The organism is Peteryoungia rhizophila, assembly GCF_004912145.1.
Classification (GTDB): Bacteria; Pseudomonadota; Alphaproteobacteria; order Rhizobiales; family Rhizobiaceae; genus Allorhizobium; species Allorhizobium rhizophilum.
In genome coordinates this window covers 1221141-1242918 of sequence record NZ_STGT01000001.1, presented here as the reverse complement: position 1 = coordinate 1242918, position 21778 = coordinate 1221141, and the positions used below count along the sequence as shown (strand labels likewise).

Here is a 21778-nt window from a genome sequence, read left to right as displayed (position 1 = left end):
GACCCCCTTCCAGCAGTCACTGCGCAAAGCGTGAGACGGCGAGATAACCTGCAGCGCAAGCGGTTGCCGAGAGAAACGCACCCCATGCCATGTCGACGAGGCTTACCTGCAGAGACCAGCCCTTCAGCGTGGCAAGATTGGTCATGTCATAGGTGCCGTAGGCGAGCAGGCCGAGCAGCGCTCCGTTGAATATTGCCGTCAGCAGGCTGCCGGCAGAAACGGCCGGCATGACGGCGAAATAGACGAGACCGATGACGTAGAACAGATAGAAAATTCCGGCCGGCGCGAAGTTCGGCGTCGCCAAGAGCAGGGTTCCGATATGTTGGCGGTAGAAACCGATCGCGATGCGCGTGAGCCACAGAAAATCGAGCGCGAAGAAGACCACGGCCGTCGAGATATAGGCAATCACATAAGCCATTGGACTTCTCCCCCGGGCCGGGCTCCGGCCCGGCCTTCCATCAGATTCCGAGTACCGGCTGGACGAGCCGAACAAGCAGACTCTTGAACTTCAGCGGTGCGTCGGTCACGGCGAGACAGATGCAGTCCTCGTCCGGCGTCGCAACCGGCTGATGTGTCAGTGTCTCGTCGGCCTCTTCGATGTCGCCCCGCTTGAAAACGGTCGCGCCATCGGTGAAGGCGCCCTTCAGCACCAGCGTCAGTTCACGCCCGCCATGAGAATGCTCCGGCACGGGCTTGCCCGCCGGGATCTTGAGAAGGCGAACCTGACTTTCCGAATCGCCCGTCTTGATCGGGATATGGTATGCGCCACGCCCGAGCGCCTTCCATTTCAGGCCCTCGACATCGCCGCCGAGATAGGAGCGCAAAGGTTCGGGAAGAACCGGAATGTCCGCGGGCGCTGCAACCGGCTCAGCCGCATATGACTTCGAGCTCGCTGCAGAAAGCTTTGCCTTCATCGCAGCCCAACTGTCTGCCGGTGTCGCCACAGTCTCTGCTTCTTCTGCCGCTTCGAGCAGCTGCCCGCCGGTATGCTCCATGAAAGACAGCCGGTCACGGCAGGTCGGGCACAGCGCCAGATGCGTCGCAACAGCGATGCTCCAGCCTTCGGCCAAGTTGCCCGTGGCATAGTCGAGCAGCAGTTCGTCGCTGATATGATGTTGGACGTGGAGCGTCATGCCCGCTCCTCCAGTGCTGCACGCAGCTTGGCGAAGGCCAGCCGAATGCGTGATTTGACGGTTCCCATCGGCAGGCCGAGTTCGGCTGCGATCGTGCTGTGAGATGCTTCTCTGTAGAATGACATTTTGAGGAGTTCGAGCTGTTCGGGTGGTAGGGTTTCCATGGCGCGACGAAGGCGATCGGCTTCCTGGCGCGTTTCGAATTCTATATCGGCCGGCGGCACGTCATCCGGGACGAACGCCGGATCGGTCGGGTCGAACGTCGGCCGTCTCTCTCGACGGAACGCGTCGATCCGCAGGTTTCTCGCGATCGTGAAGATCCAGCTCGAGACATTGCCCCGGTTAGGATCGAATTGCTCGGCCTTGTTCCAGACCGCGAGCATGGTCTCTTGCATCAATTCCTCGGCCGCCTGCCCGTCGCGGGCGAGCTTTGCCATATAGGCACGCACTTTAGGTCCGTAATACTTGAAGATCGTCTCGAAAGCTTCGATGTCACGATCACGGCCCACTGCGGCCAAAAGTTGCGAAAATTTACGCTGGTCCAGTTCTTCCACCGACTCGGTCATCGAAACGCTTTTTTTCCCTCGTTTGAGCGGCGCAACGACCTGGTGCCGCGCGGTTCGCCCGGGGTCATTCTGGCACGCATCAGCCGAGATGTGTATCGCGTTCATCATCATGAAGGGGTCTACGCCACCTCTCTTTGCCCGGATCACTGCATTCGATTTTATTCGCATCGATCGATCCATTGCCGAATGCCATGCGTAGTCATGGGCAAAACCCTTAAATAGAACAGTCGGTAAAGGGCAGGGAATGGACATTGGTGTTTCGAAGGCCGCATTCGGCGGTAAACGCAGGATTGCGGTCATCGGTTCGGGAATATCGGGTCTCTCCTGCGCCTGGCTTCTATCCAAGACCATGGATGTCGTCCTCTACGAAACGGAAGATCGTCCAGGTGGCCACTCCAACACGGTACTGGCGCCAGGTGATGCCAAGGACATTCCCGTCGATACCGGCTTCATTGTCTACAATGACCGCAACTACCCCAATCTCGTGAAGCTGTTCGAACATCTCGACGTGCCGACCTTGCCGTCGAACATGTCATTCGCCGCCTCGCTCGGCGGAGGTGCATTCGAATATTCTGGTTCGGGTCTCTCTGGGCTCTTCGGGCAGAAATCGAACATTCTGCGCCCGCGCTTCTGGCGCATGGTCAAGGATATCCTGCGTTTCTACAAGGAAGCACCGGCCCTTCTCGACCGGCGCGAACTGGAAGGCGTGTCGCTCGGCGACTACCTGGCATCCGCCGACTATGCGCCGACCTTTGTGGAGGACCATCTGCTGCCGATGGGGGCTGCCATTTGGTCGACGACGGCTTCGGAGATGCGCCTTTATCCGCTTCACGCCTTCATCCGCTTCTTCGCCAACCACGGACTTCTGACACTCAAGGATCGTCCGCGCTGGCGTACGGTCAAGGGCGGCAGCCGCGAATATGTAACCCGCATTCTCGCCGACTTTTCGGGCGAAGTCCGCCTCTCAACCGCGGTGACAGGCGTGAGGCGCGGGAGCGCCGGCGTCGAGGTGACCGATATCCGCGGCGGTGTCGATACATTCGACGACGTGGTGTTCGCAACGCATGCGAACCAGAGCCTGGACCTGCTCGAAGATGCTGACCGGGAGGAGCGGGAGGTGCTGGAATCCTTCCAGTACACACCGAACCTCGCTGTCTTGCATTCCGATGAGCGCCTGATGCCGAAGCGTAAGTCGGTGTGGTCTAGCTGGAACTATGTGGCCGAGAAGCAGGCAGATTCCAGCGACACGCTCTGCGTCACCTACTGGATGAACATGCTGCAGTCTCTCGATCCGGCGACGCCGCTCTTCGTCACGCTCAACCCCTGCCGTCCGATCGACCCCTCGAAGATCATCAAGACCTTCAATTACGAACATCCGCTCTTCGACGTCGCGGCCATCCGCGCTCAGCGCCGCATCTGGCAGCTCCAGGGCCGCCGCAACACCTGGTTCTGCGGCGCCTACTTCGGGAGCGGCTTTCATGAAGACGGATTGCAGGCCGGGCTTGCGGTTGCCGAAGCTCTCGGCGGCGGTCGCCGTCCATGGTCGGTCGAAAACGAGTCCGGCCGCATTGTCATCAACCGCGAGCTCGAGGCTGCGGAATGATTGAGCACTCCGCCATCTATGCCGGCCATGTGCTGCATGCGCGCAGCCGGCCGAGGAAGCACAGCCTCCGCTACAGCGTGTTTTCGCTGCTGGTCGACCTCGACGAGATCGACCAGTTGAACGAGAAACTCCGCCTGTTCGGCTACAACAAGTCCGCCCTCTATTCCGTGCACGATGCCGATCACGGCAATGGGCGAACGGGCGAGTTGCGGTCCTGGGTTGAGGAAAGTCTCGCGGCCGCCGGGCTTGACGGCGGCGGCTGGAAGATCCGGATGCTCTGCTATCCGCGGATCCTCGGCTACGTCTTCAACCCGATCACGGTCTATTTCTGCTGCCGGCCCGAAGGCCAGCTTGCGGGCGTGCTCTACGAGGTGTGCAACACTTTCAACGAGCGCCACACCTATGTGATCCCGGTCGAATCCGAGGCGACGGGCATCCTGCGCCATCGCTGCGCCAAAGAGATGTATGTCTCTCCCTTCATGCCGATGAACTGCGAATACAATTTCCGCATCAGCCCGCCCGCCGAGGATGTGGCCATCAATATCGGCGAGAGCGATCCCGACGGCCCGATGCTGTTTGCAACCTTTTCCGGCAAGCGTCGCCCCTTGTCGGATCGAGTGTTGTTGCGCATGCTGGTGGCCTATCCCCTGATGACCATGAAGGTGATGGGGGGCATCCATTGGGAGGCGCTGAAACTCTGGTGGAAGGGCGTTCCGATCTATCGGCACAAGCCGGCGGCAGCCAGGATTGCGTCGACGATCGTCGTGCAGAATGGGATGGGTAAGTCATGAGTCACGCCGAGCAGGAAATGCAACCGATCGTCAGCACACTCACCTTCTGGCAGCGCATGATGTGCCGCTGGGCCGATCGCATAGCAGTCGGACGGTTGACACTGCAGTTCGAAGGGTATGGGGAGCACGTGGCGATCGGCGAAAAGCCCGGGCCCAATGCCGTTCTGTGCGTTCGAAATGCCAGCCCGGTGCTGCGTATTCTGACCGGTGGCACCCTCGGCTTCGCACAGGCGTTCATGGATGGCGACCTCGATTCGCCAGATATCGGCGCGGTTTTGGAACTCGCCCTGTCGAATGAAGCCCAGCTCGGCGCTGTCCTCGCCTCGTCCTCGGTCTTCAAGGCACTGGCGCGTGCCCGTCACAAGCTGCGGCGCAATTCGAAAAAGGGTAGCCGACGAAACATCGCCTATCATTACGATCTCGGGAACGCCTTCTACGAGCTCTGGCTCGACCGGACGATGACCTATTCCTCGGCACTCTACAGCGCGCCGGGTATGTCACTCGCCGATGCGCAGGAGGCGAAATACGCACGCATTGTAGAGGAACTGCAGATTGGTCCGGACGATCACGTCCTCGAAATAGGCTGCGGCTGGGGTGGCTTTGCCGAACATGCGATCCGCAAGACGGGGTGTCGGGTGACCGGCCTAACGCTGTCCACAGAGCAGGCGAAGTTTGCCCGCGAACGCTTGGAAAAGGCGGGTTTCGCCGATCGGATCGACATCCGGCTGGAAGACTACCGGGACTGCAGCGGTCAGTACGACAAGATCGTTTCGATCGAGATGTTTGAAGCCGTCGGCGAAGAGAACTGGCCCGTCTATTTTGAGGCCGTCCAGAAGCGTCTGGTTCCAAGCGGCAAGGCGCTGATTCAGACGATTACCATCGACGAGAGCCGCTTCGACTATTATCGCCGCAGCGCCGATTTCATCCAGACCTATATCTTCCCGGGTGGCATGCTGCCCTCGATCACTGTCTTCGAGCGAGATGCCATGGCAGCTGGACTCAAGGTCGGCGATCGCTTCCGCTTCGGCCGCGACTACGACCGGACATTGCTCGCATGGGACAGCGCTTTCACGGCCAATTGGCAGAAGATCGAGCCGCTCGGCTTTGATCGCCGCTTCTATCGCATGTGGCGGCTCTACCTGCATTATTGCGCCGTCGGTTTCCGTTTCGGCCGCATTGATGTCGTACAGTTCAGGCTGGAAAAGCCAGCCTGAACCTCATCTTGCATTTCGAACCGAAGCTGTGGTCACTGCTTCGGCCGCAGCATCCGGCGCGTGAGCGCAAAGCGCAGCGAATGCGGAAGCGCATGAAGAAACCGGATTGCGAGCGCCATCTTCCACGGAAAAATGATCTCGAACGTTCCCTTCGCCAGGCCTTTGGCGATCGTATCGGCTGCTTCTTCCGACGACACGAGAAACGGCATCGGGAAATCGTTTTTCTCCGTCAAGGGTGTGTCGACGAAACCCGGATTCACGATAGTGATTTTTACGCCGTGCCGTTCGAGTTCGGGATAGAGCGCCTCGCACATGACGTTGAGTGCGGCCTTGGTGGCGCCATAGGTGGCAGCCCCCGGCAGCCCGACATAGCCTGAAACCGAGGCGACGACTGCGATGTGGCCCCGGCGGCGCGCGATCATCGCCGGCATCACCGTTTCCATGCAGGATGCCGTGCCGAGCACATTGAGGTCGAACATCTGGCGCGTGCGGCTCAGGGCGAAATCCTCGGCATAGTCACGTGTATAGGATCCTGCGGCAAACACCGCGAGGTCGATCGCGCCCATTTCATTTTCGATCGCCGTAAAGACCCGTTTCACAGCGTCCGGATCCGTCACGTCTAGCGGATAAACGCCGACCAATCCCGGATGGCTCGTCGCGAACTCGGCCAAAGCATCGGCGCTGCGTGCACTGACCGCGACACGGTATCCGTCCCGCAGAAGCCGTTCGGCAAGGGCTCGGCCGATGCCGGAGCTGGAACCCGTAATCCAGGCGATTTTGGTCATGACATCCTCTTTTTTTCTGTCATGACCAATACGCCGGGGCCCCCACTCTGGTTCAGACTTTCCAGCCTTCGAGCAGTGACAGTCCTTGGCGCAGAAGCGAGGCGGCACTCTCCTTGTCCGCCGCTTCCACATAGCAGCGCATTTCCGGCGCATTGCCCGAGGGACGGAAATGGATGACTCGACTGTCAGCGAGCGTCACCCGCAGCCCATCGATGTCACTAACCGTCTTCACGGCCCCAAGAGGGGCAAGGAAAGCCGCAAGTTGTTCCGGTGAGTTGCGAAGGTGAGCCATCAGGCTGGCACTGCGTTCACTGGCATAGTTTTCCAGCCGGTCGCTGAGCGCAACGGGCAGGCTGAAGTCTTCGACGAGAGCCGAAAGCGAGAGGCCGCGCTCTGCCGCCGTGCCGAGAACGGCAAGTGCGGGCAGGAAACTGTCGCGTGTCGGAAGCGCCTTGATCGCCTTGCTTCCGATCCTGATATCCGATCCCAACATCAGGCCGCCATTGGCCTCGAAGCCGAGTACCCCGGTTTTTCCTGCCGCCAAGGCGTCGTTCATCGCAGCGATGACGAACGGAGAGCCGACCCGGGTCCGCCGGACGTCAAAGCCTCCATCCATCTCGAGGCCGGAATTGGATGTGACCGGCGTCGCCACGACGGATGCCCCGAGAAACCGGGCGGTGATCAGGCCGAGCAGGTCGCCGCGCAAGGGTACGCCGTGTTCGTCTGCCACCAGAGGGCGGTCTCCGTCTCCATCGGTGGAGAGCACTGCATCGAGCGCCAGTTCGTCCGTCCAGCGAGCGAGCTGCGTGACGGTGTCTGGCGACACGGCCTCGGTATCGACGGGGATGAACTGCTCGGACCGGCCGAGCGGAAAGACAGTGGCGCCGCATTGCTCGAAGACGGTGACCAGCATGTCCCGCGCAACGGAACTATGCTGGTAGATGCCGATACGTTTGCCCTTGAGTGCATCCGGCGGAAGGATGCCGAGGTTGCGGTCAATGAAGAGCTTGGTCGCTTCGGTTTCGTGGTCCTGCCCCGCGCCAGCTTCGACGCGGTTCGCCTCCGGATCGGCCGCGAGGTCGGAAGCGAGACGTGTGATCGCCTCCTCATCCACCTTGTCGACTTCCCCATCGGGGCGATAGAACTTGATCCCGTTGCGATCGGCCGGGATATGCGAGCCCGTCACCATGATTCCCGCGGCGCCGATCGACGCGCCATAAAGCGCGAGCGCCGGGGTGGGGATGGTGCCGCAGTCGATGGGCTCCAGCCCGACCCGCTTCAGGGCAGCCATGATTGTGGACGCGATCTCGGGGCTCGAGGGGCGAAAGTCGCGACCGATCACCACGGGTGACCCGGTCTTGAGGCCCCCGCTGGCCAACATGTGCCTAGCAAATGCCGTAGCATAGAGCGCGGAAACGGAGCCCACCAGATCCGTCGACAATCCCCTCAAGCCGCTCGTCCCGAACTTTACCGACATGCATGCTCTCCTCGGCCTCTTGCAAACAGAATGCCCTATATGGGCCGATAGCCCCACGGCATCAAGCAGAAGCCGATTGTCTGGTCTATGTGTGTCTGAGGGAAGTGCCATGAGGCAGAAATGAAAAGAGCCTGGCGCGGGAGGAGGATGCGCCAGGCTCTTAAACTTGATCGGCAATTGGGAGGAGGAGGAGTATTGCCGATCCTACCGAGCGGCACTGGGAGGAGGAGTGCGCCGCTTCGATGCTTTGGTTATACCCAGCTCGCTTCGGTCTGCCAATGATCGTTGTTGCAACGCAGCAGTGCGTTTTGTGCATGGCTCATAGCAATGAGCACTTTGGCTACCGGCGCTTCTCGTCGCTAAAGGCTTTCACCTCTTTCCTTTTCAAGCCATCCAGCGAAAACGAAGGTTCGTTTGCTTAGGATTTCATCAGTTATGGCCGTTGCACACGCTTGTCGCATGCGCATATCACAGAGCTGTTATCGGGGCGGCAGGTCCGAGCTCGAGGCATGTTGCGGGATGGTGCGGTCCAAGCCTTTCGGCTATAGCGGGCAGAACCGACAAATGACGTCCGGAGGCACCAATGACGACGATTCGCTATCACGTGGGAGACATCTCGGCCGCGGATGCCGCCCGCTACACCGATGCGATCGCGATCGATACGGAGACCCTCGGCCTGGTGCCGCGCCGCGACCGTCTCTGTGTCGTGCAGCTGTCTTCCGGTAACGGCACCGCAGACGTGATCAAGATCGCCGCCGGCCAGACGGCCGCACCGAACCTTGTCGCCATGCTTGCGGACCCGGCCCGCCAGAAGATCTTCCACTATGGTCGCTTCGATATCGCTGTCCTTTTTCAGACCTTCGGCGTTACGACGACGAATGTGTTCTGCACGAAAATTGCGTCACGGCTGACCCGTACCTACACGGATCGTCACGGGCTCAAGGACAATCTGAAGGAATTGCTGGAGATCGATATCTCCAAGGCGCAGCAATCCTCCGATTGGGCTGCGGAAACGTTGAGCCAGGCCCAGCTCGAATACGCCGCCTCGGATGTGCTGCACCTGCATGCTCTGCGTGACAAGCTCACGCACCGCCTCCTGCGCGATGGGCGGATGGAGCACGCCAAGGCTTGCTTCACTTTCCTGCCGACGCGCGCGAAGCTCGACCTTCTCGGTTGGGAAGAGACCGATATCTTCGCACACAGCTGATATCTCGCACTGGATTCCCGCTCGAAGAGCCTCGCTAGAGTCGCTTGCGTCATCGACTTACCCCGACCCGCGCTGTGACGTCGCTCGGGATCGCATAGCGACGCACCATATCGGCCTGACTGCGAAATGCGCATAACTCTCGCTGAACAGTGAGGGCAAAGACGGCATTGGCCGCAGCATGACGGAATGCATCCAGATCGGTAGTTGCGTCGCCTTTAGCTCGTACCTTCGCGAGGCTTGCCAGCGCCGCCTCCGCCTTGCGCCTGGCTCGTAATCATGCCTGTCGGCGAAGAGGAAAGCAGGAGCGCGGCAGCTTTGACGCTCACGACTAGATCTTCTTGTGGATGAGAACTGGGAGAAATCCGGGTGCATGCGCCAAGGTTTCATTAACCGAGACTTCGCATGATCCTCCCGTGCAAATCAGTAACGGAACGGGCTTTTCAAGTTGTCCGTCCTACTAAAGGCGTTGATCAGGCGACCATGACGGAAGCATCCAGTATCCTCCTCGACTCGATATCGCGTAACCCATCCAGCTATGACTCGGACCTGATCGAAGTGACCGCAGACACCGAAGACAACGGACCGCGTTATGCGCCGGCCAATTGGCTGGATGCATTTATCGTCGATGAGCGCAGCCGCTCCGACGAAGCTCTAGGAGAAAGAGTTCCCGTGCCGTCGGACGAGGCGGGGCTCTATCCCCGTTTCATGCGCCTCGTCGACTGAGTTACCGGGGCATACTGGCGGCCGTTGCCCGCGCGCGGATCTCGTCCAGGCTCCAATCCACCAGCAATTCACCGTCCTGCCAGACCGTCTTCATGAGGTTGGGTCGCGCGCCGAGATCTTCCAGGGGAACCGGCATGATGTCGTGGCCGTCGGGGATGGCCGCGACACGACCGGCCATGGCGACCCGCTCCTGCGGATTGGAGGGCCGACGAACCACGGGGCGCCACTGCTCACTGCCGTCCTGAACGGCGCTCGTGCGCATGGTGAAGGACACGGTGTCCCGGTTGATCTTGTGCAGCAGTCCCGATCCCATGCCGAAGGAAATGTTCTCCGCTGAAAAGCCCATGCCTTCAAGCCGACCGAGGATCATCTGGATATCTTGCAGCGAGACGCCATCCGACTGAAGCACGCGCACATTGCCGTCGAGAACCTTGAAGCCCTTGCCGTTGAGTCGCGTGCCATAGGCGTAAGCCAGTTGCGCAACCACCTGGACCGGCGTTTCGATCGGATCACCGCTGTCGGGGCGGACCACGAGGATGCCGCCGGCGGCGCGCACCTTGGTCTGCAGTGTCTTGCCCCAGATCTCCGAGACCGCATTGTGCAGGTCGAAGCTGTCAGACACGACGGAATAGCCGCCGAAGCGCGCAAAATTGTCGATCAAGTTCGAATAGGCCTCTGTCTCCTGCGTCTGCCCCCAGGCGATGATCGTGCCATGCTCGGCCGCCGGGATCGAACGGGCGGGCATTGACGCATTGTAGAAACGGCGTGCCTGCAGGATGGCCGGCAACGAGTCCGAGCTGTGGAAATGGACGAGATGTGCTGCGCCACCGATCGCGGCTTGTTCCACGCTGGAGGTGCTGCGGCAGCCATAATCGCTGATCCGGCTCGGCTGTAGCCCCATGGGGTCGTCTGTCGTCCTGTCGAGGAATGGCTGGATCGCCATGCGCAGCCGCCATGCCGTGGTCGCGACCGTCGACGGGTACCAAACCGCCCGAAGCAGCGCTGTCTCCATGTAGGATGTGAGCCACGGCACAAGCGGATCGGTGTTGACCACCTGCACCACCGGCACGCCACGGCGAATAGCCGAACCCTCCGCCAGCGCTTCGATTCTCAGCGGCAGCATGCCTCCATGGGCGCTGAGAATATGCTCCCAGCCACTGCGGTCGAAAGGCTGGCCATGCGCCGCCGAGATTTCTTGTGCCTCGTCGATATCGGCTCGGCTGATCGGGTTGGACAGATACTCCTTGAGAAACATCTGCAGCCCGAAGAACATCACTTCAGGACGAAACGAGTTGCCACGCGTGGTCACGAACGCACTGACGGCCCGTGTGTCCTTCGGATACTGCAGAAAGACGCCGAGCTTGTAGCTGTCGGTGTTCAGAAGAAGATTACGTGTCATGCCGGCGCTGTCCTTGGTCATTGGGGCGACAGTCCGCCGCCGCGTGCATGATGACGGGCAATCAATGCGCGAAGCTGGAGCCTTATGCGGCGGTCTTTGCCGTTAGCATTTGGTTAACCATAACGCGCGAAGATCGCGGATCGGAACAGGTCACGGCGGCTCGGTAGAGTCCTCGCTCGAGACCTTGGCCCAGAGGCACCAGAACCGGAGAGTTTGCCCATGCTTCCTCCAGTCCTTGCGTCAGCGAATCAGGCCACGACGGCGACGGAGGCCAGACAGCGTCCGGATCAGGTCGCGGCGACACGGCCGACGGCGATCTCTCAGTCCGTGGCCCCGGCCAGAATAGACCAGAACTCCGCGATTGCGGGACAGCTCAACATCATGCTGCTTTCCGGGCCCGAGCGAATGTCGCAAAACCTCGCGGCCCTCGCCGATGTCTTGGGATCGGCGCTGAAGCTCGAACGACGCATCGATGAAAGCCTCAACGACTATATGGGCAGGCTGATCGAGGGAATCGCAGCTCTTCCAGCGGGCGACCGGGCAAAGTTGCAAAAGCTTCTTTCGCAGGTCTTCGCGGGACTGCAGCTGAGAACGCTGCTCGAGGCCATGGCGAACCCAACCGGGCCCGGCAGGACGACCCTGGCGCTTTATCTCGAACTATACCGACAGAAGGACGGGGATGAAGCCATGCGCTCGGTCATCTCGTCTTATCGGGAGCTTGCGGGCGAGGGGCGTTCCAATTCCCTGAACCCCGACCGCGCTGTCGCGGCCAACGACAGCATGAGACCGGCCGCTCAGCCGGCTCCTGCGGCCACGAGGACGGTTTCGCAATCACCGCTCGCCCTGTCCGCACTTCCCTTGAGCAACCCGAAGCCGGGGGAGAGCAGGCCCACGTCACCCACCTCGATCCATGAGCAGCGTCCGGCTTCGGCTCCCCTGCGGCAAGCGCAAGCCGCCGCGCCACTGGGACCTTCGACCCAGGGTAACGAGCCTCCGCGCGACACTGCAGCGATCAAGCCGTTTCCCGTGTCTGGCGCGGAAAGAAGCACGGCCGAAACAGCCTCTCCGTTACCATCCGGACGGGTCCTCTCGACCGCCGGAAGTCCATCTGTCGATCGCGTGGCACAGCTGCAGATGTCGGGACCGACGGCGCTTTCCGGCAATCGACCCGCCGAGCCTGAGGGACAACAGAATCGCGACGCGACCGCCCCATCCGGCAGGGCATCTCAGGTTGCTCCGGTGTTTCCCGCTACCGCCTTAACCGGAGCGAAGCCAGCGTTGCCCACAGGCGGCGGCTGGCTCGCCGAGCTGTTGGAGACGGATTTCGTCAGGGCGCTTTTACAGCTGAAGAGCTTGCCAGGCGACCAATCCAGGGCCGCGCCGGAGGGTGCCGCATCCAATCGGACAACCCCAGCGGAACTTAAGCCACCTGTCGCTGCGAGCCCGCAAGGCCCCACCGAAGAGACTGAACTGGCGTCTGGTCTGCCGGAGGGAGGTCAGAGCTCTGACATTGCTGACACCGAGGCGGCGCTCCCAATTCCGCTGGCCGAGCAGGCCGGCATCCGGCCGATCCTAGCCCGCGAAGGCGTCCCGCTGCCTTTCGTCTCCTACATGATCGAAGACGACGTCGAATGGGAGGAGGAGGTCCAGGAAGAGGACGATCGCGAGGCCGAGGATGATGGGCATCCACAGGACGAAGAGCGCCCGGAATTCGAAGAGGCTTCAGATGAAGCCGATGCGACGGCGCTGGCCGAAGCCGATGATCAGCCCGCCGACAACGTGGCCACGCCCGCTCTCCCTCAGGGGGGCGCCACGCGGAACCTGGCCTTGCCAGCACCATCGGACACCGTCGTGCAGCTTCCGCCGGAACCCGCTCACGAGCTCTATCTCCGGATGGCCGGTCTCAACTGACATCACGTTTTGACACAGAAAAGCCCGCCAGGATCGCTCCCGGCGGGCTCTTTTGTTCAATCAACAGCGAGGATTAGTCGTTGCTGCGGTTCTTCAGGGCTGCACCCAGGATATCGCCGAGCGAAGCGCCAGAGTCGGACGAACCGAACTGTGCGACGGCTTCCTTCTCTTCTGCGATCTCGAGAGCCTTGATCGACAGCATGACCTTGCGGTCCTTCTTGGAGAAGTTGGTGACGCGGGCGTCGACAACCTGACCGACCGTGAAACGCTCCGGACGCTGATCGTCACGATCGCGGGCCAGGTCGTTGCGGCGGATGAAGGACGTGATGTCCTCGTGGTTGACCAGCTTCACTTCGATGCCGCCATCATTGGTGCCGATGACTTCGCACGAAACGACAGCGTTCTTGCGCAGATCGCCGGAAGCGGCGGCATCGCCGACAGCATCCTTGCCGAGCTGCTTGATGCCGAGCGAGATGCGTTCCTTCTCGACGTCAACGTCGAGAACGACGGCCTTGACCATGTCGCCCTTGTTGAACTCCTCGATGACCTGTTCGCCCGGACGGTTCCAGTCGAGGTCAGAGAGGTGAACCATGCCGTCAACGTCGCCGTCGAGGCCGATGAACAGGCCGAATTCGGTCTTGTTCTTGACTTCGCCTTCGACTTCAGTGCCGGCCGGGTTGCTGAATGCAAAGGCCTGCCACGGGTTCTCGAGGGTCTGCTTGAGACCGAGCGAAATACGGCGCTTGGACGGATCGACTTCGAGAACGACGACGTCGACGTCCTGCGTGGTCGAAAGGATCTTGCCGGGATGAACGTTCTTCTTCGTCCAGGACATTTCCGAGATGTGGATCAGGCCTTCGATGCCAGGCTCCAGCTCGACGAATGCACCGTAGTCCGTGATGTTCGTGACGGTACCGGAGATCTTCTTGCCAACCGGGTACTTGGCAGCGATGCCATCCCACGGATCCGACTCGAGCTGCTTCATGCCGAGCGAGATGCGGTGGGTTTCCTGGTTGATACGGATGATCTGAACCTTGACCGACTGGCCGATGGACAGGATTTCCGAAGGATGGTTGACGCGGCGCCATGCCATGTCGGTGACGTGCAGCAGGCCGTCGATGCCGCCGAGGTCAACGAACGCACCGTAATCGGTGATGTTCTTGACGACGCCGTCAACAACCTGGCCTTCTTCGAGGTTCTGAACGATTTCAGAACGCTGCTCGGCGCGGGACTCTTCCAGAACCGTACGACGCGAAACGACGATGTTGCCGCGACGCTTGTCCATCTTAAGGATTTCGAAGGGCTGCGGGTTGTGCATCAGCGGGGTCACGTCACGGATCGGACGGATGTCGACCTGCGAACGCGGAAGGAAGGCAACAGCGCCGTCGAGGTCAACCGTGAAGCCGCCCTTGACCTGGTTGAAGATAACGCCTTCAACGCGCTCGCCAGCTTCGAACTTGGCTTCGAGCTTGATCCAGCTTTCTTCGCGACGAGCCTTCTCGCGCGACAGAACAGCTTCGCCGAGAGCGTTTTCGATGCGCTCAACGTAAACTTCGACTTCGTCGCCGACCTTGAGCGTGCCGTCTTTGGCGCGTGCACCGAATTCCTTCAGCGCGATGCGGCCTTCGACCTTGAGGCCGACGTCAACGATCGCGACGTCCTTCTCGATGCCGGTGATGATGCCCTTGGCAACATAGCCTTCGGCCAGATCGGTCTTGGCAAAGGATTCCTCGAGGAGGGCAGCAAAGTCCTCGCGCGACGGGGTAGAAACAGACATGAAATCTCCTAGTCGCATCCCACTGGATGCGTGAGCGCCGGGGGTTGGTGTTGATCTTGGCCGGCATCCGATCCGCTCTCATCTGAAGAGCAATCCGGCGCGGGGACTGGGTGTCGGCCATAAGGCTCCGGCATGGCCGGGTCCTGGTCACTTCATTTCGTCAGGGCAGCGTCGATGATTGTCTTAGCTGCCAAGAATGCGGCCTCTATACTCATTTCGGAAGTATCTAGCAAGTGCGCGTCATCAGCTGGTTTCAAAGGGCTGTCGGCCCGGCCCATGTCGCGTTCGTCTCGCGTCTTCACATCGGCGAAAATTGCGTCGAAATCTGCGGCGCCGCCCTTCGCGATGATCTCGTCAAATCGACGCCTCGCCCGCACCTCCGGCGAGGCCGTGACGTAGAGCTTCACGGGCGCCTCCGGGCAGACGACGGTGCCGATGTCGCGCCCATCCAGAACCGTACCCGGCATGCGCTTCGAAAAGGCACGTTGCGCCTCGACCAGCGCCCGGCGGACGGCAGGCATCACCGCGATCTTCGACGCCGCTTCACCGATCTCGTGTGCTGAAAGAATATCGCGGTCGAGACCAGCCAGCTCAACGGCAAGCGCCATGCGCTCGGCGACCGCCTCGTCGTCGAGCGGCAGTCCGGCGTCGAGAAGCGCCTTGGCGGTCGCACGATAGGTGAGACCTGTATCGAGGTGATGGAAGCCGTAGGCCTCCGCGATCCGCCGCGACAGCGTCCCCTTGCCGGCGGCGGCCGGTCCATCGATGGCGATGATCATTCGATCCTCATTGTCTCTGTCTCTCATGCCATCGCTGATACAAATCTTGTGTCCCCTTGCCAAGCGAAGCATGCGAACCCACGGTTGCCAAAATACCTGCGCAGATAGCCTTTGACAGGACGGTCATCAGCGATTAAGGGGACCGACTACAGTTTGGCCGGCCTCGCGCCGGGCGCTTGGCGCATGCCCTTAATCTTCACGACTTCATGAGGCTTTGACAGTGGCGAAGGCAGAACTTGGAACGAAACGCACTTGCCCCGACACCGGCAAGAAATTCTACGACCTGAACAAGGACCCGATCGTGTCGCCGTACACGAACAAGTCCTGGCCGCTTTCCTATTTCGAGGAAACCTCGGTCGCAGCCATCATGGAGAAGGCTGAGGAAGAGGAAGTCGCCGAAGTCGATACCGAAAACACGGATGTCGAGCTCGTGTCCCTCGAGGACGCGGACGAGGCATCGGGCGACGACATCCCGGATATCGGCGACGATGACGTCGAGATCGACGGCGATGACGACGACACCTTCCTCGAAGCCGACGAAGACGATGACGACGATGACGTGACCGGCCTGATCGGGGTCAACGGCGACGACGACGAAGTCTGATATTTCAAGGATTTCGAGCCCGGGCTTAAAAAAATGCCCGGGCTTTCATTTTTCGGCTTGCCATCTCCGACTACCGGAAGTATCAAGCCGCCACCCCGACGGAAGCGGTGCTTTCCAAGGGGTTCCCGGAGCCGGAGATTACCCGGTACCCTGATGGGGCTATAGCTCAGCTGGGAGAGCGCTTGCATGGCATGCAAGAGGTCAGCGGTTCGATCCCGCTTAGCTCCACCAAATTTTTCAATCCCTAAAATTCGTGGCTTCCCAGCGTCTTGCGTATGTGCACCCGTTTGGCAAGTCCCAAGGAAGTCCCACGGGTGGGCGCTTGTGAATCGGCTCATTGAGGGGTCCCTTTTTGCAATCACTTCTGAGCAAGAGGGCCAGACCATCCGTGAAGCGGTCAGCGTTCTAGATGAGACGGGACTTAGTGCAGCCCGGCATCACCTTTTGCAGGCGGGCTCGCTGCTAACCGCTGGCAAGTATGGAGACAGCATGCGGGAGAGTATCCACGCCGTTGAATCCGTAGCCCGCACGCTTACGGGTAAGCTCACGTTCAAGGACGCCCTTCAGGACCTCATCAGGGCACACCCGATGCACCAAGCTCTGAGGGACGGCTTCAGCAAGATATACGGTTACACCAGCGACGCTAACGGGATTCGCCATCCCATGCTTGGGGACGAGGGTATGCAAGGCGGAGAGCATGAAGCCATATCTATGCTGGGTGCCTGCGCGGCATTCACCACCTACATGGTGCGGATTAGCCGACCCCAAAACTAGACAGGGGTCACACCTCTCAGAGGCGTTCACGTAGGAGCGGCGGGGGAGCCTTGCCCCTTTCCACCACTATGTCCCGATCACCTCCAGCAGGCTCGTTTGTGTGCTTCCAAGTTCTTTTAGCCCCTCACCGCCGAAACAATTCCACCCGTTCGCCGCTCTTCGAGAGATCGATCTGAAACCAGTCGATGATCTTGGCGATGTCGAGCTTCACCTCGCCGTCGCGCAGCTTGAGGTGCAGCTTGTCCTCGCGGACTTCGACGGGAGTGCCGATATAGAGGCGATCGTTGCCAGATTCGTCCACGGTGTCGACGGCAAAGCGCATGGTGAGCTCCCGAAAAATTCAAAATTCAAATGATGACAGTGGGTCGAGGGTTTAGTAACGCCTCCTTGAGCGAAGCTGGCCTCTCCACGCGATGCGGCCGGTCCGATGAAAGCCCCAGGGTCCTGGGCAGGGAGAATGCCGCAGTGTTCGTCGTTTCCAAGATTTTCTGGAACCTTGTCCAGCCATTGTCTCTGGTGTTCTTTTTCGGCTGTCTCGCGCTCGTTCTGATCTGGATGCGCTGGCTGCGCACGGCGGTAGCCGCTCTGTCTCTGTCCCTGGTCGTGCTCTTCCTGACCCTCTATACCTCGCTGGGCTCGCTCCTGCTGCAGAGCCTCGAAGCCCGCTTTCCGCGCCCGGCCGCCGACCCTCAGGCGCTTTCCTGCATGATCGTTCTGGGCGGTGCCTTCGAGACGGAGGTGACAACCGCCCGGGGCGGCATGGATCTCAATCAGGCAGCCGACCGCTTCGTCGAGGCGCTGAGGCTGGCCATCCTTTATCCCGATGCAAAGATCCTGGTGTCGGGCGGCGATGGGTCGCTCAGCGGTGCCTATGAGGGCGATGCCGCCGCCTCGATCCGGTTCTTCGAGGCATTTGGGATCGCTCGCGACAGGTTGATTGCCGAGACCACCTCGAGAAACACCGATGAAAACGCGCAGAACAGTCGTGAGCTTCTGGCCTCCAGCGGTCTGGGCCAATGCCTGCTGATCACGTCTGCCTTCCACATGCCACGTTCCGTCGGCCTGTTTCGCAAGGCGGGTGTGGACGTGGCGCCCTGGCCGGTCGATTACCGCACGGCCGGCAACGTCTCTCTTGCGCTCGACTTCACCCAGCCGAGCCTGAATGCGCAGCAGATGTCGACGGCGGTGAGGGAATGGGTGGGTTTGCTCGCCTATCGGACGCTCGGGCGGATAGACGACGTCTTCCCGGCGCCGTGAAATCAGTCACTTCTTCGAGATCGTCAGGAATTTGGTTCCGCGGACCCTCACGGTCATGGCACAGGGCTCCTGGCCCTCTTCCCGTTCACAATAGCGGGGATGCATCTTCAGCACGAAAACCATGTTGCCGAAGCGCTTGATGAAATCATAAGTGTACATCTGCGCCGTGGCGATCATGAAGTAGCCACCTTCCTTCACCTGAAGATAGAAGTTGAATGGGCAGCCCTCGGCCGAGCAATCAGGGCCGCGCACACCGTCACAGACAATTTCACTGCTGTTGGTGACGGCGTCCTTGATGCCGTCATTGTTGATGTCGATACGGTCGATGAAGCGGCCGCCATATTGCACCTCGTCACAACGCTTGGCGTAGTGGTTCTTCTCGTAGATTTCAGGATCGGTCAGCAATTCCTGCTGGGCGACGGCGGGCCCGGCGCAAAGGCCGGTCGCGACGACGAGGAGAAGGAAGCGGGAGAGGAAGGTCACGGTCTGGACTCCGAAGCGCAATCTGTGCTGAACGATGGGGAAGTCTAGCGGCTGCGACTTGCCTCACCCTTAACGGCGTGATCCAAATCTGGCCCCGACTGAAGGCTTCAGCAAGGAAACCAGCCATGTCGTTCCTGTCTTACCTCGATTATGCCGGGATCGCTCTGTTTGCCGCCACAGGCGCGCTCACTGCGTCACGCAAGCAGCTCGACATGATCGGCTTCCTGTTCTTCGCGGTGGTGACAGGTCTCGGCGGCGGCACGGTCCGCGACATCGTGCTTGGGCGTGTGCCGGTCTTCTGGGTGCTCAACCCAGATTACATCCTGATCTGCTGCGCGATCGGCGTCGTGGTCTTCTTCACCGCCCATATGGTCGAATCGCGTTACCGCCTGCTGATCTGGCTCGATGCGATCGGGCTCTCGGCCTATTGCGTGATGGGCGCGGCGAAAGGTCTGGCCGCGACCGGGTCCCCGACGATCGCGATCGTGACGGGTACACTGACGGCAAGCCTCGGCGGTGTCCTGCGCGATCTTCTGGCCAACGAGCCATCGGTGCTGCTCAGACCGGAGATCTACATCACGGCGGCCCTGGTTGGCGCAGCCGTGTTCACCGGGGCCAACGAATTGGGCATGCCGCTCTATGCGGCGTCCGTCATCGGCGCTTTGGCGGCCTTCATCATCCGGGGAGGAGCGCTGTACTTCGGTTGGACCTTCCCGACCTACAAGCACAAGCCGGGCCGGCATCCCGATGAGGTGATGTGAAGGGCAGGGCGAGGGTGAGGAATATCAGCCCTGCTTGGGCCGCAGCCGGATAACAACGTCGACATGGGCGATTTCCATGCCCTCCGGTGCCGGCGGCAGATTGTCGATGCTGATATTGTTGACCGGGATGTCCAGTACCCTGTTTTCACCTTCGACGAAAAAGTGATGATGGTCCGAGACATTGGTGTCGAAATAGGTCTTCGAGCTCTCGACAGCGAGAACCCGGATCAGGCCGGCTTCGGTGAATTGATGCAGGGTATTGTAGACGGTAGCCAGCGAGACCGGAAAATCGGCGGCCAGCGCCTCGTCATGCAATTCTTCCACGGTCAGGTGGCGGTCACCCTTGGCGAACAGCAGTCCGGCCAGCGCAATGCGCTGCTTCGTCGGGCGAAGGCCCGAGCGGCGCAGTTTCAGTTCGATGCCCGTTTGGCAATTTGCCATCGTCAAAGACGCACTCCAGTCCCGTTGCGGTACCATTTCAGTGTACGCAAATGTGGATATAGCTGCAAAATCAGGGTGTTTCAATAGTTCTGCCGAGCTTCGAGCCCACACATCCCGAAGTTCGGCGGTTTTTTGACCCATCCGCACTGGTGATGGTCTTTTCCTTCCTGTATGCGACCATGATATGAGAATGGGGCGCCCAAGGTCCCGGGCAAGCGGTGCAAGGTCTGCAGGGCTTCAATTTGCCGCCGTCTTGCTCTATTGGGTCCCGGACATGTGAAGCAGAGGGGGGAAGAAGAAGAACAATGGTTACGAGACAATCCAGCTACAACTACGATGAGATCCTCGCCTGCGGCCGCGGCGAACTGTTCGGCCCCGGCAATGCGCAGCTCCCCCTTCCGCCCATGCTGATGGTGCACCGGATCACCGACATCTCGGAAACCGGTGGCGAATACGACAAGGGCTATATTCGCGCGGCATACGACGTGCGTCCCGACGACTGGTATTTCCCCTGCCACTTCCAGGGCAATCCGATCATGCCGGGCTGCCTCGGCCTCGACGGCATGTGGCAGCTGACGGGTTTCTTCCTCGGCTGGCTGGGTGAGCCCGGCCGCGGCATGGCACTGTCGACAGGCGAAGTGAAGTTCAAGGGAATGGTACGTCCCGAGACCAAGCTTCTCGAATACGGCATCGACTTCAAGCGCGTCATGCGCGGTCGCCTCGTACTCGGTACGGCTGACGGCTGGTTGAAGGCCGATGGCGAGACTATCTATCAGGCAACCGACCTGCGCGTCGGTCTGTCGAAGGACAAGGCGGCCTGAACCGGCCCTGTCCGTACCTTGAGTTCATGAAGAAGGTCTGAGAGATGAGACGGGTTGTAATATCGGGTCTGGGCATCGTGTCCTCCATCGGTGCCGATGCCGCCGAAGTCACCGCATCCTTGCGCGATGCCAAATCGGGCATCACCTTTTCTCCCGATTTCGCTGAAAATGGCTTCCGTTGCCAGGTCTGGGGCAAACCGACGCTGGATCCGACCGAACTGGTCGATCGTCGCGCCATGCGCTTCCTGTCCCAGGGCGGCGCCTGGAACCACGTGGCCATGAAGCAGGCGATTGCCGATGCCGGTCTCGAAGAGGCCGATTATCAGCAGAACGAGCGCGTCGGCATTATCATGGGCTCGGGCGGTCCGTCGACCCGGCAAATCGTCGAAGCGGCCGATATCGTCCGTCAGAACAAGAGCCCCAAGCGCATCGGCCCGTTCGCCGTGCCGAAGGCGATGTCCTCGACGGCATCCGCCACGCTTGCCACCTGGTTCAAGCTGCACGGCGTCAACTATTCGATCTCGTCTGCCTGCTCGACCTCGGCCCATTGCATCGGCAATGCCTATGAAATGATCCAGTGGGGCAAGCAGGACATGGTCTTTGCTGGCGGCCACGAGGATCTCGACTGGTCCATGTCGAGCCTGTTCGACGCCATGGGAGCCATGTCGTCGAAGTATAACGACACGCCCGCGACCGCATCCCGGGCCTATGACGTCTCGCGTGACGGTTTCGTCATCGCCGGCGGCGCCGGCGTCCTGGTCGTAGAAGAACTCGAGCATGCCAAGGCTCGCGGCGCCAAGATCTATGCCGAGATCGTCGGTTATGGCGCAACCTCGGACGGTTACGACATGGTCGCCCCGTCGGGCGAGGGCGCGATCCGCTGCATGCGCCAGGCGCTTGCCACGGTCACCGGAGATGTCGATTACATCAACACCCATGGCACGTCGACGCCGGTGGGTGATAGCAAGGAAATCGGCGCGATCCGCGAAGTCTTTGGCGACAAGATCCCGCACATCCAGTCGACCAAGTCGCTGACAGGTCACTCGCTGGGAGCGGCAGGCGTTCAGGAATCGATCTACGGCCTGTTGATGATGCAGGAAAAGTTCATCGGCGAGAGCGCCCACATTACCGAGCTCGATCCGGAATTCGAAGGCGTGCCGGTCGTGCGCAAGCGCATCGACAATGCCAAGATCGACACGGTCCTGTCGAACTCCTTCGGCTTCGGCGGCACCAATGCGACGCTGGTCTTCCAGCGCCACAACGGCTGATCCT

General features: G+C 60.6%; 23 protein-coding genes and 1 tRNA gene. 12 read left to right on the top strand and 12 right to left on the bottom strand.

Annotated elements, in window-relative coordinates; all coding sequences use genetic code 11:
• Window positions 1-16: 16 nt before the first annotated feature.
• From E9677_RS05925 to E9677_RS05915, 3 genes are read right to left on the bottom strand one after another with little or no spacing between them, the layout of a single operon-like run.
• Window positions 17-418 (bottom strand): DUF2177 family protein, encoded by a 402-nt coding sequence (locus tag E9677_RS05925; protein WP_136557116.1) that lies wholly within the window; start codon window positions 416-418, stop codon window positions 17-19.
• Between the two features lie 40 nt (window positions 419-458).
• Window positions 459-1133 (bottom strand): ChrR family anti-sigma-E factor, encoded by a 675-nt coding sequence (locus E9677_RS05920; RefSeq protein WP_136557115.1) that lies wholly within the window; start codon window positions 1131-1133, stop codon window positions 459-461.
• Window positions 1130-1699: a sigma-70 family RNA polymerase sigma factor gene (locus E9677_RS05915; RefSeq protein ID WP_136557206.1), complete on the bottom strand. Its 570-nt coding sequence runs from the start codon at window positions 1697-1699 to the stop codon at window positions 1130-1132. Before E9677_RS05915 ends, E9677_RS05920 begins: the two co-directional genes overlap by 4 nt.
• 244 nt (window positions 1700-1943) lie before the next feature.
• On the opposite strand from E9677_RS05915, the gene E9677_RS05910 reads away from it, so the two are divergent.
• The 3 genes from E9677_RS05910 to E9677_RS05900 are packed head-to-tail and all read left to right on the top strand — an operon-like array spanning window position 1944 to window position 5307.
• Window positions 1944-3302 carry an NAD(P)/FAD-dependent oxidoreductase gene (locus E9677_RS05910; RefSeq protein ID WP_136557114.1) on the top strand — a complete coding sequence of 453 codons (1359 nt, stop codon included), beginning with the start codon at window positions 1944-1946 and terminating at the stop codon, window positions 3300-3302.
• Window positions 3299-4093: a DUF1365 domain-containing protein gene (locus tag E9677_RS05905; RefSeq protein ID WP_136557113.1), complete on the top strand. Its 795-nt coding sequence runs from the start codon at window positions 3299-3301 to the stop codon at window positions 4091-4093. Before E9677_RS05910 ends, E9677_RS05905 begins: the two co-directional genes overlap by 4 nt.
• Window positions 4090-5307, top strand: a complete 1218-nt coding sequence (locus E9677_RS05900; RefSeq protein ID WP_136557112.1) for an SAM-dependent methyltransferase — start codon at window positions 4090-4092, stop codon at window positions 5305-5307. The genes E9677_RS05905 and E9677_RS05900 overlap by 4 nt, the downstream gene beginning before the upstream one ends.
• Before the next feature lie 32 nt (window positions 5308-5339).
• Here the strand turns inward: E9677_RS05900 and E9677_RS05895 are convergent, their stop codons facing one another.
• Window positions 5340-6092 carry an SDR family NAD(P)-dependent oxidoreductase gene (locus E9677_RS05895; RefSeq protein WP_136557111.1) on the bottom strand — a complete coding sequence of 251 codons (753 nt, stop codon included), beginning with the start codon at window positions 6090-6092 and terminating at the stop codon, window positions 5340-5342.
• A gap of 52 nt (window positions 6093-6144) precedes the next feature.
• The gene (locus E9677_RS05890; protein WP_136557110.1) at window positions 6145-7569 is read right to left on the bottom strand and encodes a phosphomannomutase; all 1425 of its coding nucleotides are present in this window, start codon (window positions 7567-7569) and stop codon (window positions 6145-6147) included.
• 583 nt (window positions 7570-8152) lie between these two features.
• On the opposite strand from E9677_RS05890, the gene E9677_RS05885 reads away from it, so the two are divergent.
• Window positions 8153-8776: a ribonuclease D gene (locus E9677_RS05885; protein WP_136557109.1), complete on the top strand. Its 624-nt coding sequence runs from the start codon at window positions 8153-8155 to the stop codon at window positions 8774-8776.
• A gap of 49 nt (window positions 8777-8825) precedes the next feature.
• Here the strand turns inward: E9677_RS05885 and E9677_RS25855 are convergent, their stop codons facing one another.
• Entirely contained in the window at window positions 8826-9020 is a 195-nt protein-coding gene (locus E9677_RS25855; RefSeq protein WP_408014690.1) for a DUF6665 family protein, read from the bottom strand.
• A 236-nt stretch (window positions 9021-9256) separates the two neighbouring features.
• Here E9677_RS25855 and E9677_RS05880 point away from each other — a divergent pair, with 236 nt between their 5' ends.
• Window positions 9257-9499, top strand: coding sequence for a hypothetical protein (locus E9677_RS05880; RefSeq protein ID WP_136557108.1), 243 nt, complete (start codon window positions 9257-9259; stop codon window positions 9497-9499).
• A gap of 1 nt (window position 9500) precedes the next feature.
• Here E9677_RS05880 and E9677_RS05875 read toward each other — a convergent pair whose 3' ends face one another.
• The gene (locus tag E9677_RS05875; protein WP_136557107.1) at window positions 9501-10898 is read right to left on the bottom strand and encodes a nicotinate phosphoribosyltransferase; all 1398 of its coding nucleotides are present in this window, start codon (window positions 10896-10898) and stop codon (window positions 9501-9503) included.
• A 219-nt stretch (window positions 10899-11117) separates the two neighbouring features.
• Here E9677_RS05875 and E9677_RS05870 point away from each other — a divergent pair, with 219 nt between their 5' ends.
• Entirely contained in the window at window positions 11118-12809 is a 1692-nt protein-coding gene (locus E9677_RS05870) for a hypothetical protein (protein WP_136557106.1), read from the top strand.
• 73 nt (window positions 12810-12882) lie between these two features.
• Here the strand turns inward: E9677_RS05870 and rpsA are convergent, their stop codons facing one another.
• Both rpsA and cmk read right to left on the bottom strand, forming a co-directional pair.
• Window positions 12883-14586: a 30S ribosomal protein S1 gene (rpsA, locus tag E9677_RS05865; protein ID WP_136557105.1), complete on the bottom strand. Its 1704-nt coding sequence runs from the start codon at window positions 14584-14586 to the stop codon at window positions 12883-12885.
• A gap of 152 nt (window positions 14587-14738) precedes the next feature.
• Complete coding sequence (gene cmk, locus E9677_RS05860; RefSeq protein WP_205910103.1) at window positions 14739-15365, bottom strand: (d)CMP kinase; 627 nt, start codon at window positions 15363-15365, stop codon at window positions 14739-14741.
• Between the two features lie 220 nt (window positions 15366-15585).
• Between cmk and E9677_RS05855 the strand changes: the two genes are divergently transcribed.
• Together E9677_RS05855 and E9677_RS05850 are read left to right on the top strand one after the other, a co-directional pair.
• Complete coding sequence (locus tag E9677_RS05855) at window positions 15586-15969, top strand: TIGR02300 family protein (RefSeq protein ID WP_136557103.1); 384 nt, start codon at window positions 15586-15588, stop codon at window positions 15967-15969.
• 155 nt (window positions 15970-16124) lie between these two features.
• Window positions 16125-16200: transfer RNA gene (locus E9677_RS05850), tRNA-Ala, on the top strand.
• 667 nt (window positions 16201-16867) lie between these two features.
• Here the strand turns inward: E9677_RS05850 and E9677_RS05845 are convergent.
• On the bottom strand, window positions 16868-17065 hold the full coding sequence (locus tag E9677_RS05845; protein ID WP_136557102.1) for a hypothetical protein: 198 nt from the start codon (window positions 17063-17065) through the stop codon (window positions 16868-16870).
• A gap of 143 nt (window positions 17066-17208) precedes the next feature.
• On the opposite strand from E9677_RS05845, the gene E9677_RS05840 reads away from it, so the two are divergent.
• Complete coding sequence (locus tag E9677_RS05840; RefSeq protein ID WP_136557101.1) at window positions 17209-18000, top strand: YdcF family protein; 792 nt, start codon at window positions 17209-17211, stop codon at window positions 17998-18000.
• A gap of 6 nt (window positions 18001-18006) precedes the next feature.
• Here the strand turns inward: E9677_RS05840 and E9677_RS05835 are convergent, their stop codons facing one another.
• On the bottom strand, window positions 18007-18405 hold the full coding sequence (locus E9677_RS05835; RefSeq protein ID WP_408014689.1) for a hypothetical protein: 399 nt from the start codon (window positions 18403-18405) through the stop codon (window positions 18007-18009).
• Window positions 18406-18608: 203 nt separating this feature from the next.
• On the opposite strand from E9677_RS05835, the gene E9677_RS05830 reads away from it, so the two are divergent.
• Window positions 18609-19244 carry a trimeric intracellular cation channel family protein gene (locus tag E9677_RS05830; RefSeq protein WP_136557099.1) on the top strand — a complete coding sequence of 212 codons (636 nt, stop codon included), beginning with the start codon at window positions 18609-18611 and terminating at the stop codon, window positions 19242-19244.
• Between the two features lie 24 nt (window positions 19245-19268).
• Here E9677_RS05830 and irrA read toward each other — a convergent pair whose 3' ends face one another.
• Window positions 19269-19685, bottom strand: a complete 417-nt coding sequence (irrA, locus tag E9677_RS05825) for an iron response transcriptional regulator IrrA (protein WP_112247025.1) — start codon at window positions 19683-19685, stop codon at window positions 19269-19271.
• A gap of 305 nt (window positions 19686-19990) precedes the next feature.
• On the opposite strand from irrA, the gene fabA reads away from it, so the two are divergent.
• Window positions 19991-20506: a 3-hydroxyacyl-[acyl-carrier-protein] dehydratase FabA gene (gene fabA / locus E9677_RS05820; RefSeq protein WP_136557098.1), complete on the top strand. Its 516-nt coding sequence runs from the start codon at window positions 19991-19993 to the stop codon at window positions 20504-20506.
• A 44-nt stretch (window positions 20507-20550) separates the two neighbouring features.
• Window positions 20551-21774, top strand: a complete 1224-nt coding sequence (gene fabB / locus E9677_RS05815; RefSeq protein WP_136557097.1) for a beta-ketoacyl-ACP synthase I — start codon at window positions 20551-20553, stop codon at window positions 21772-21774.
• Window positions 21775-21778: the final 4 nt, after the last annotated feature.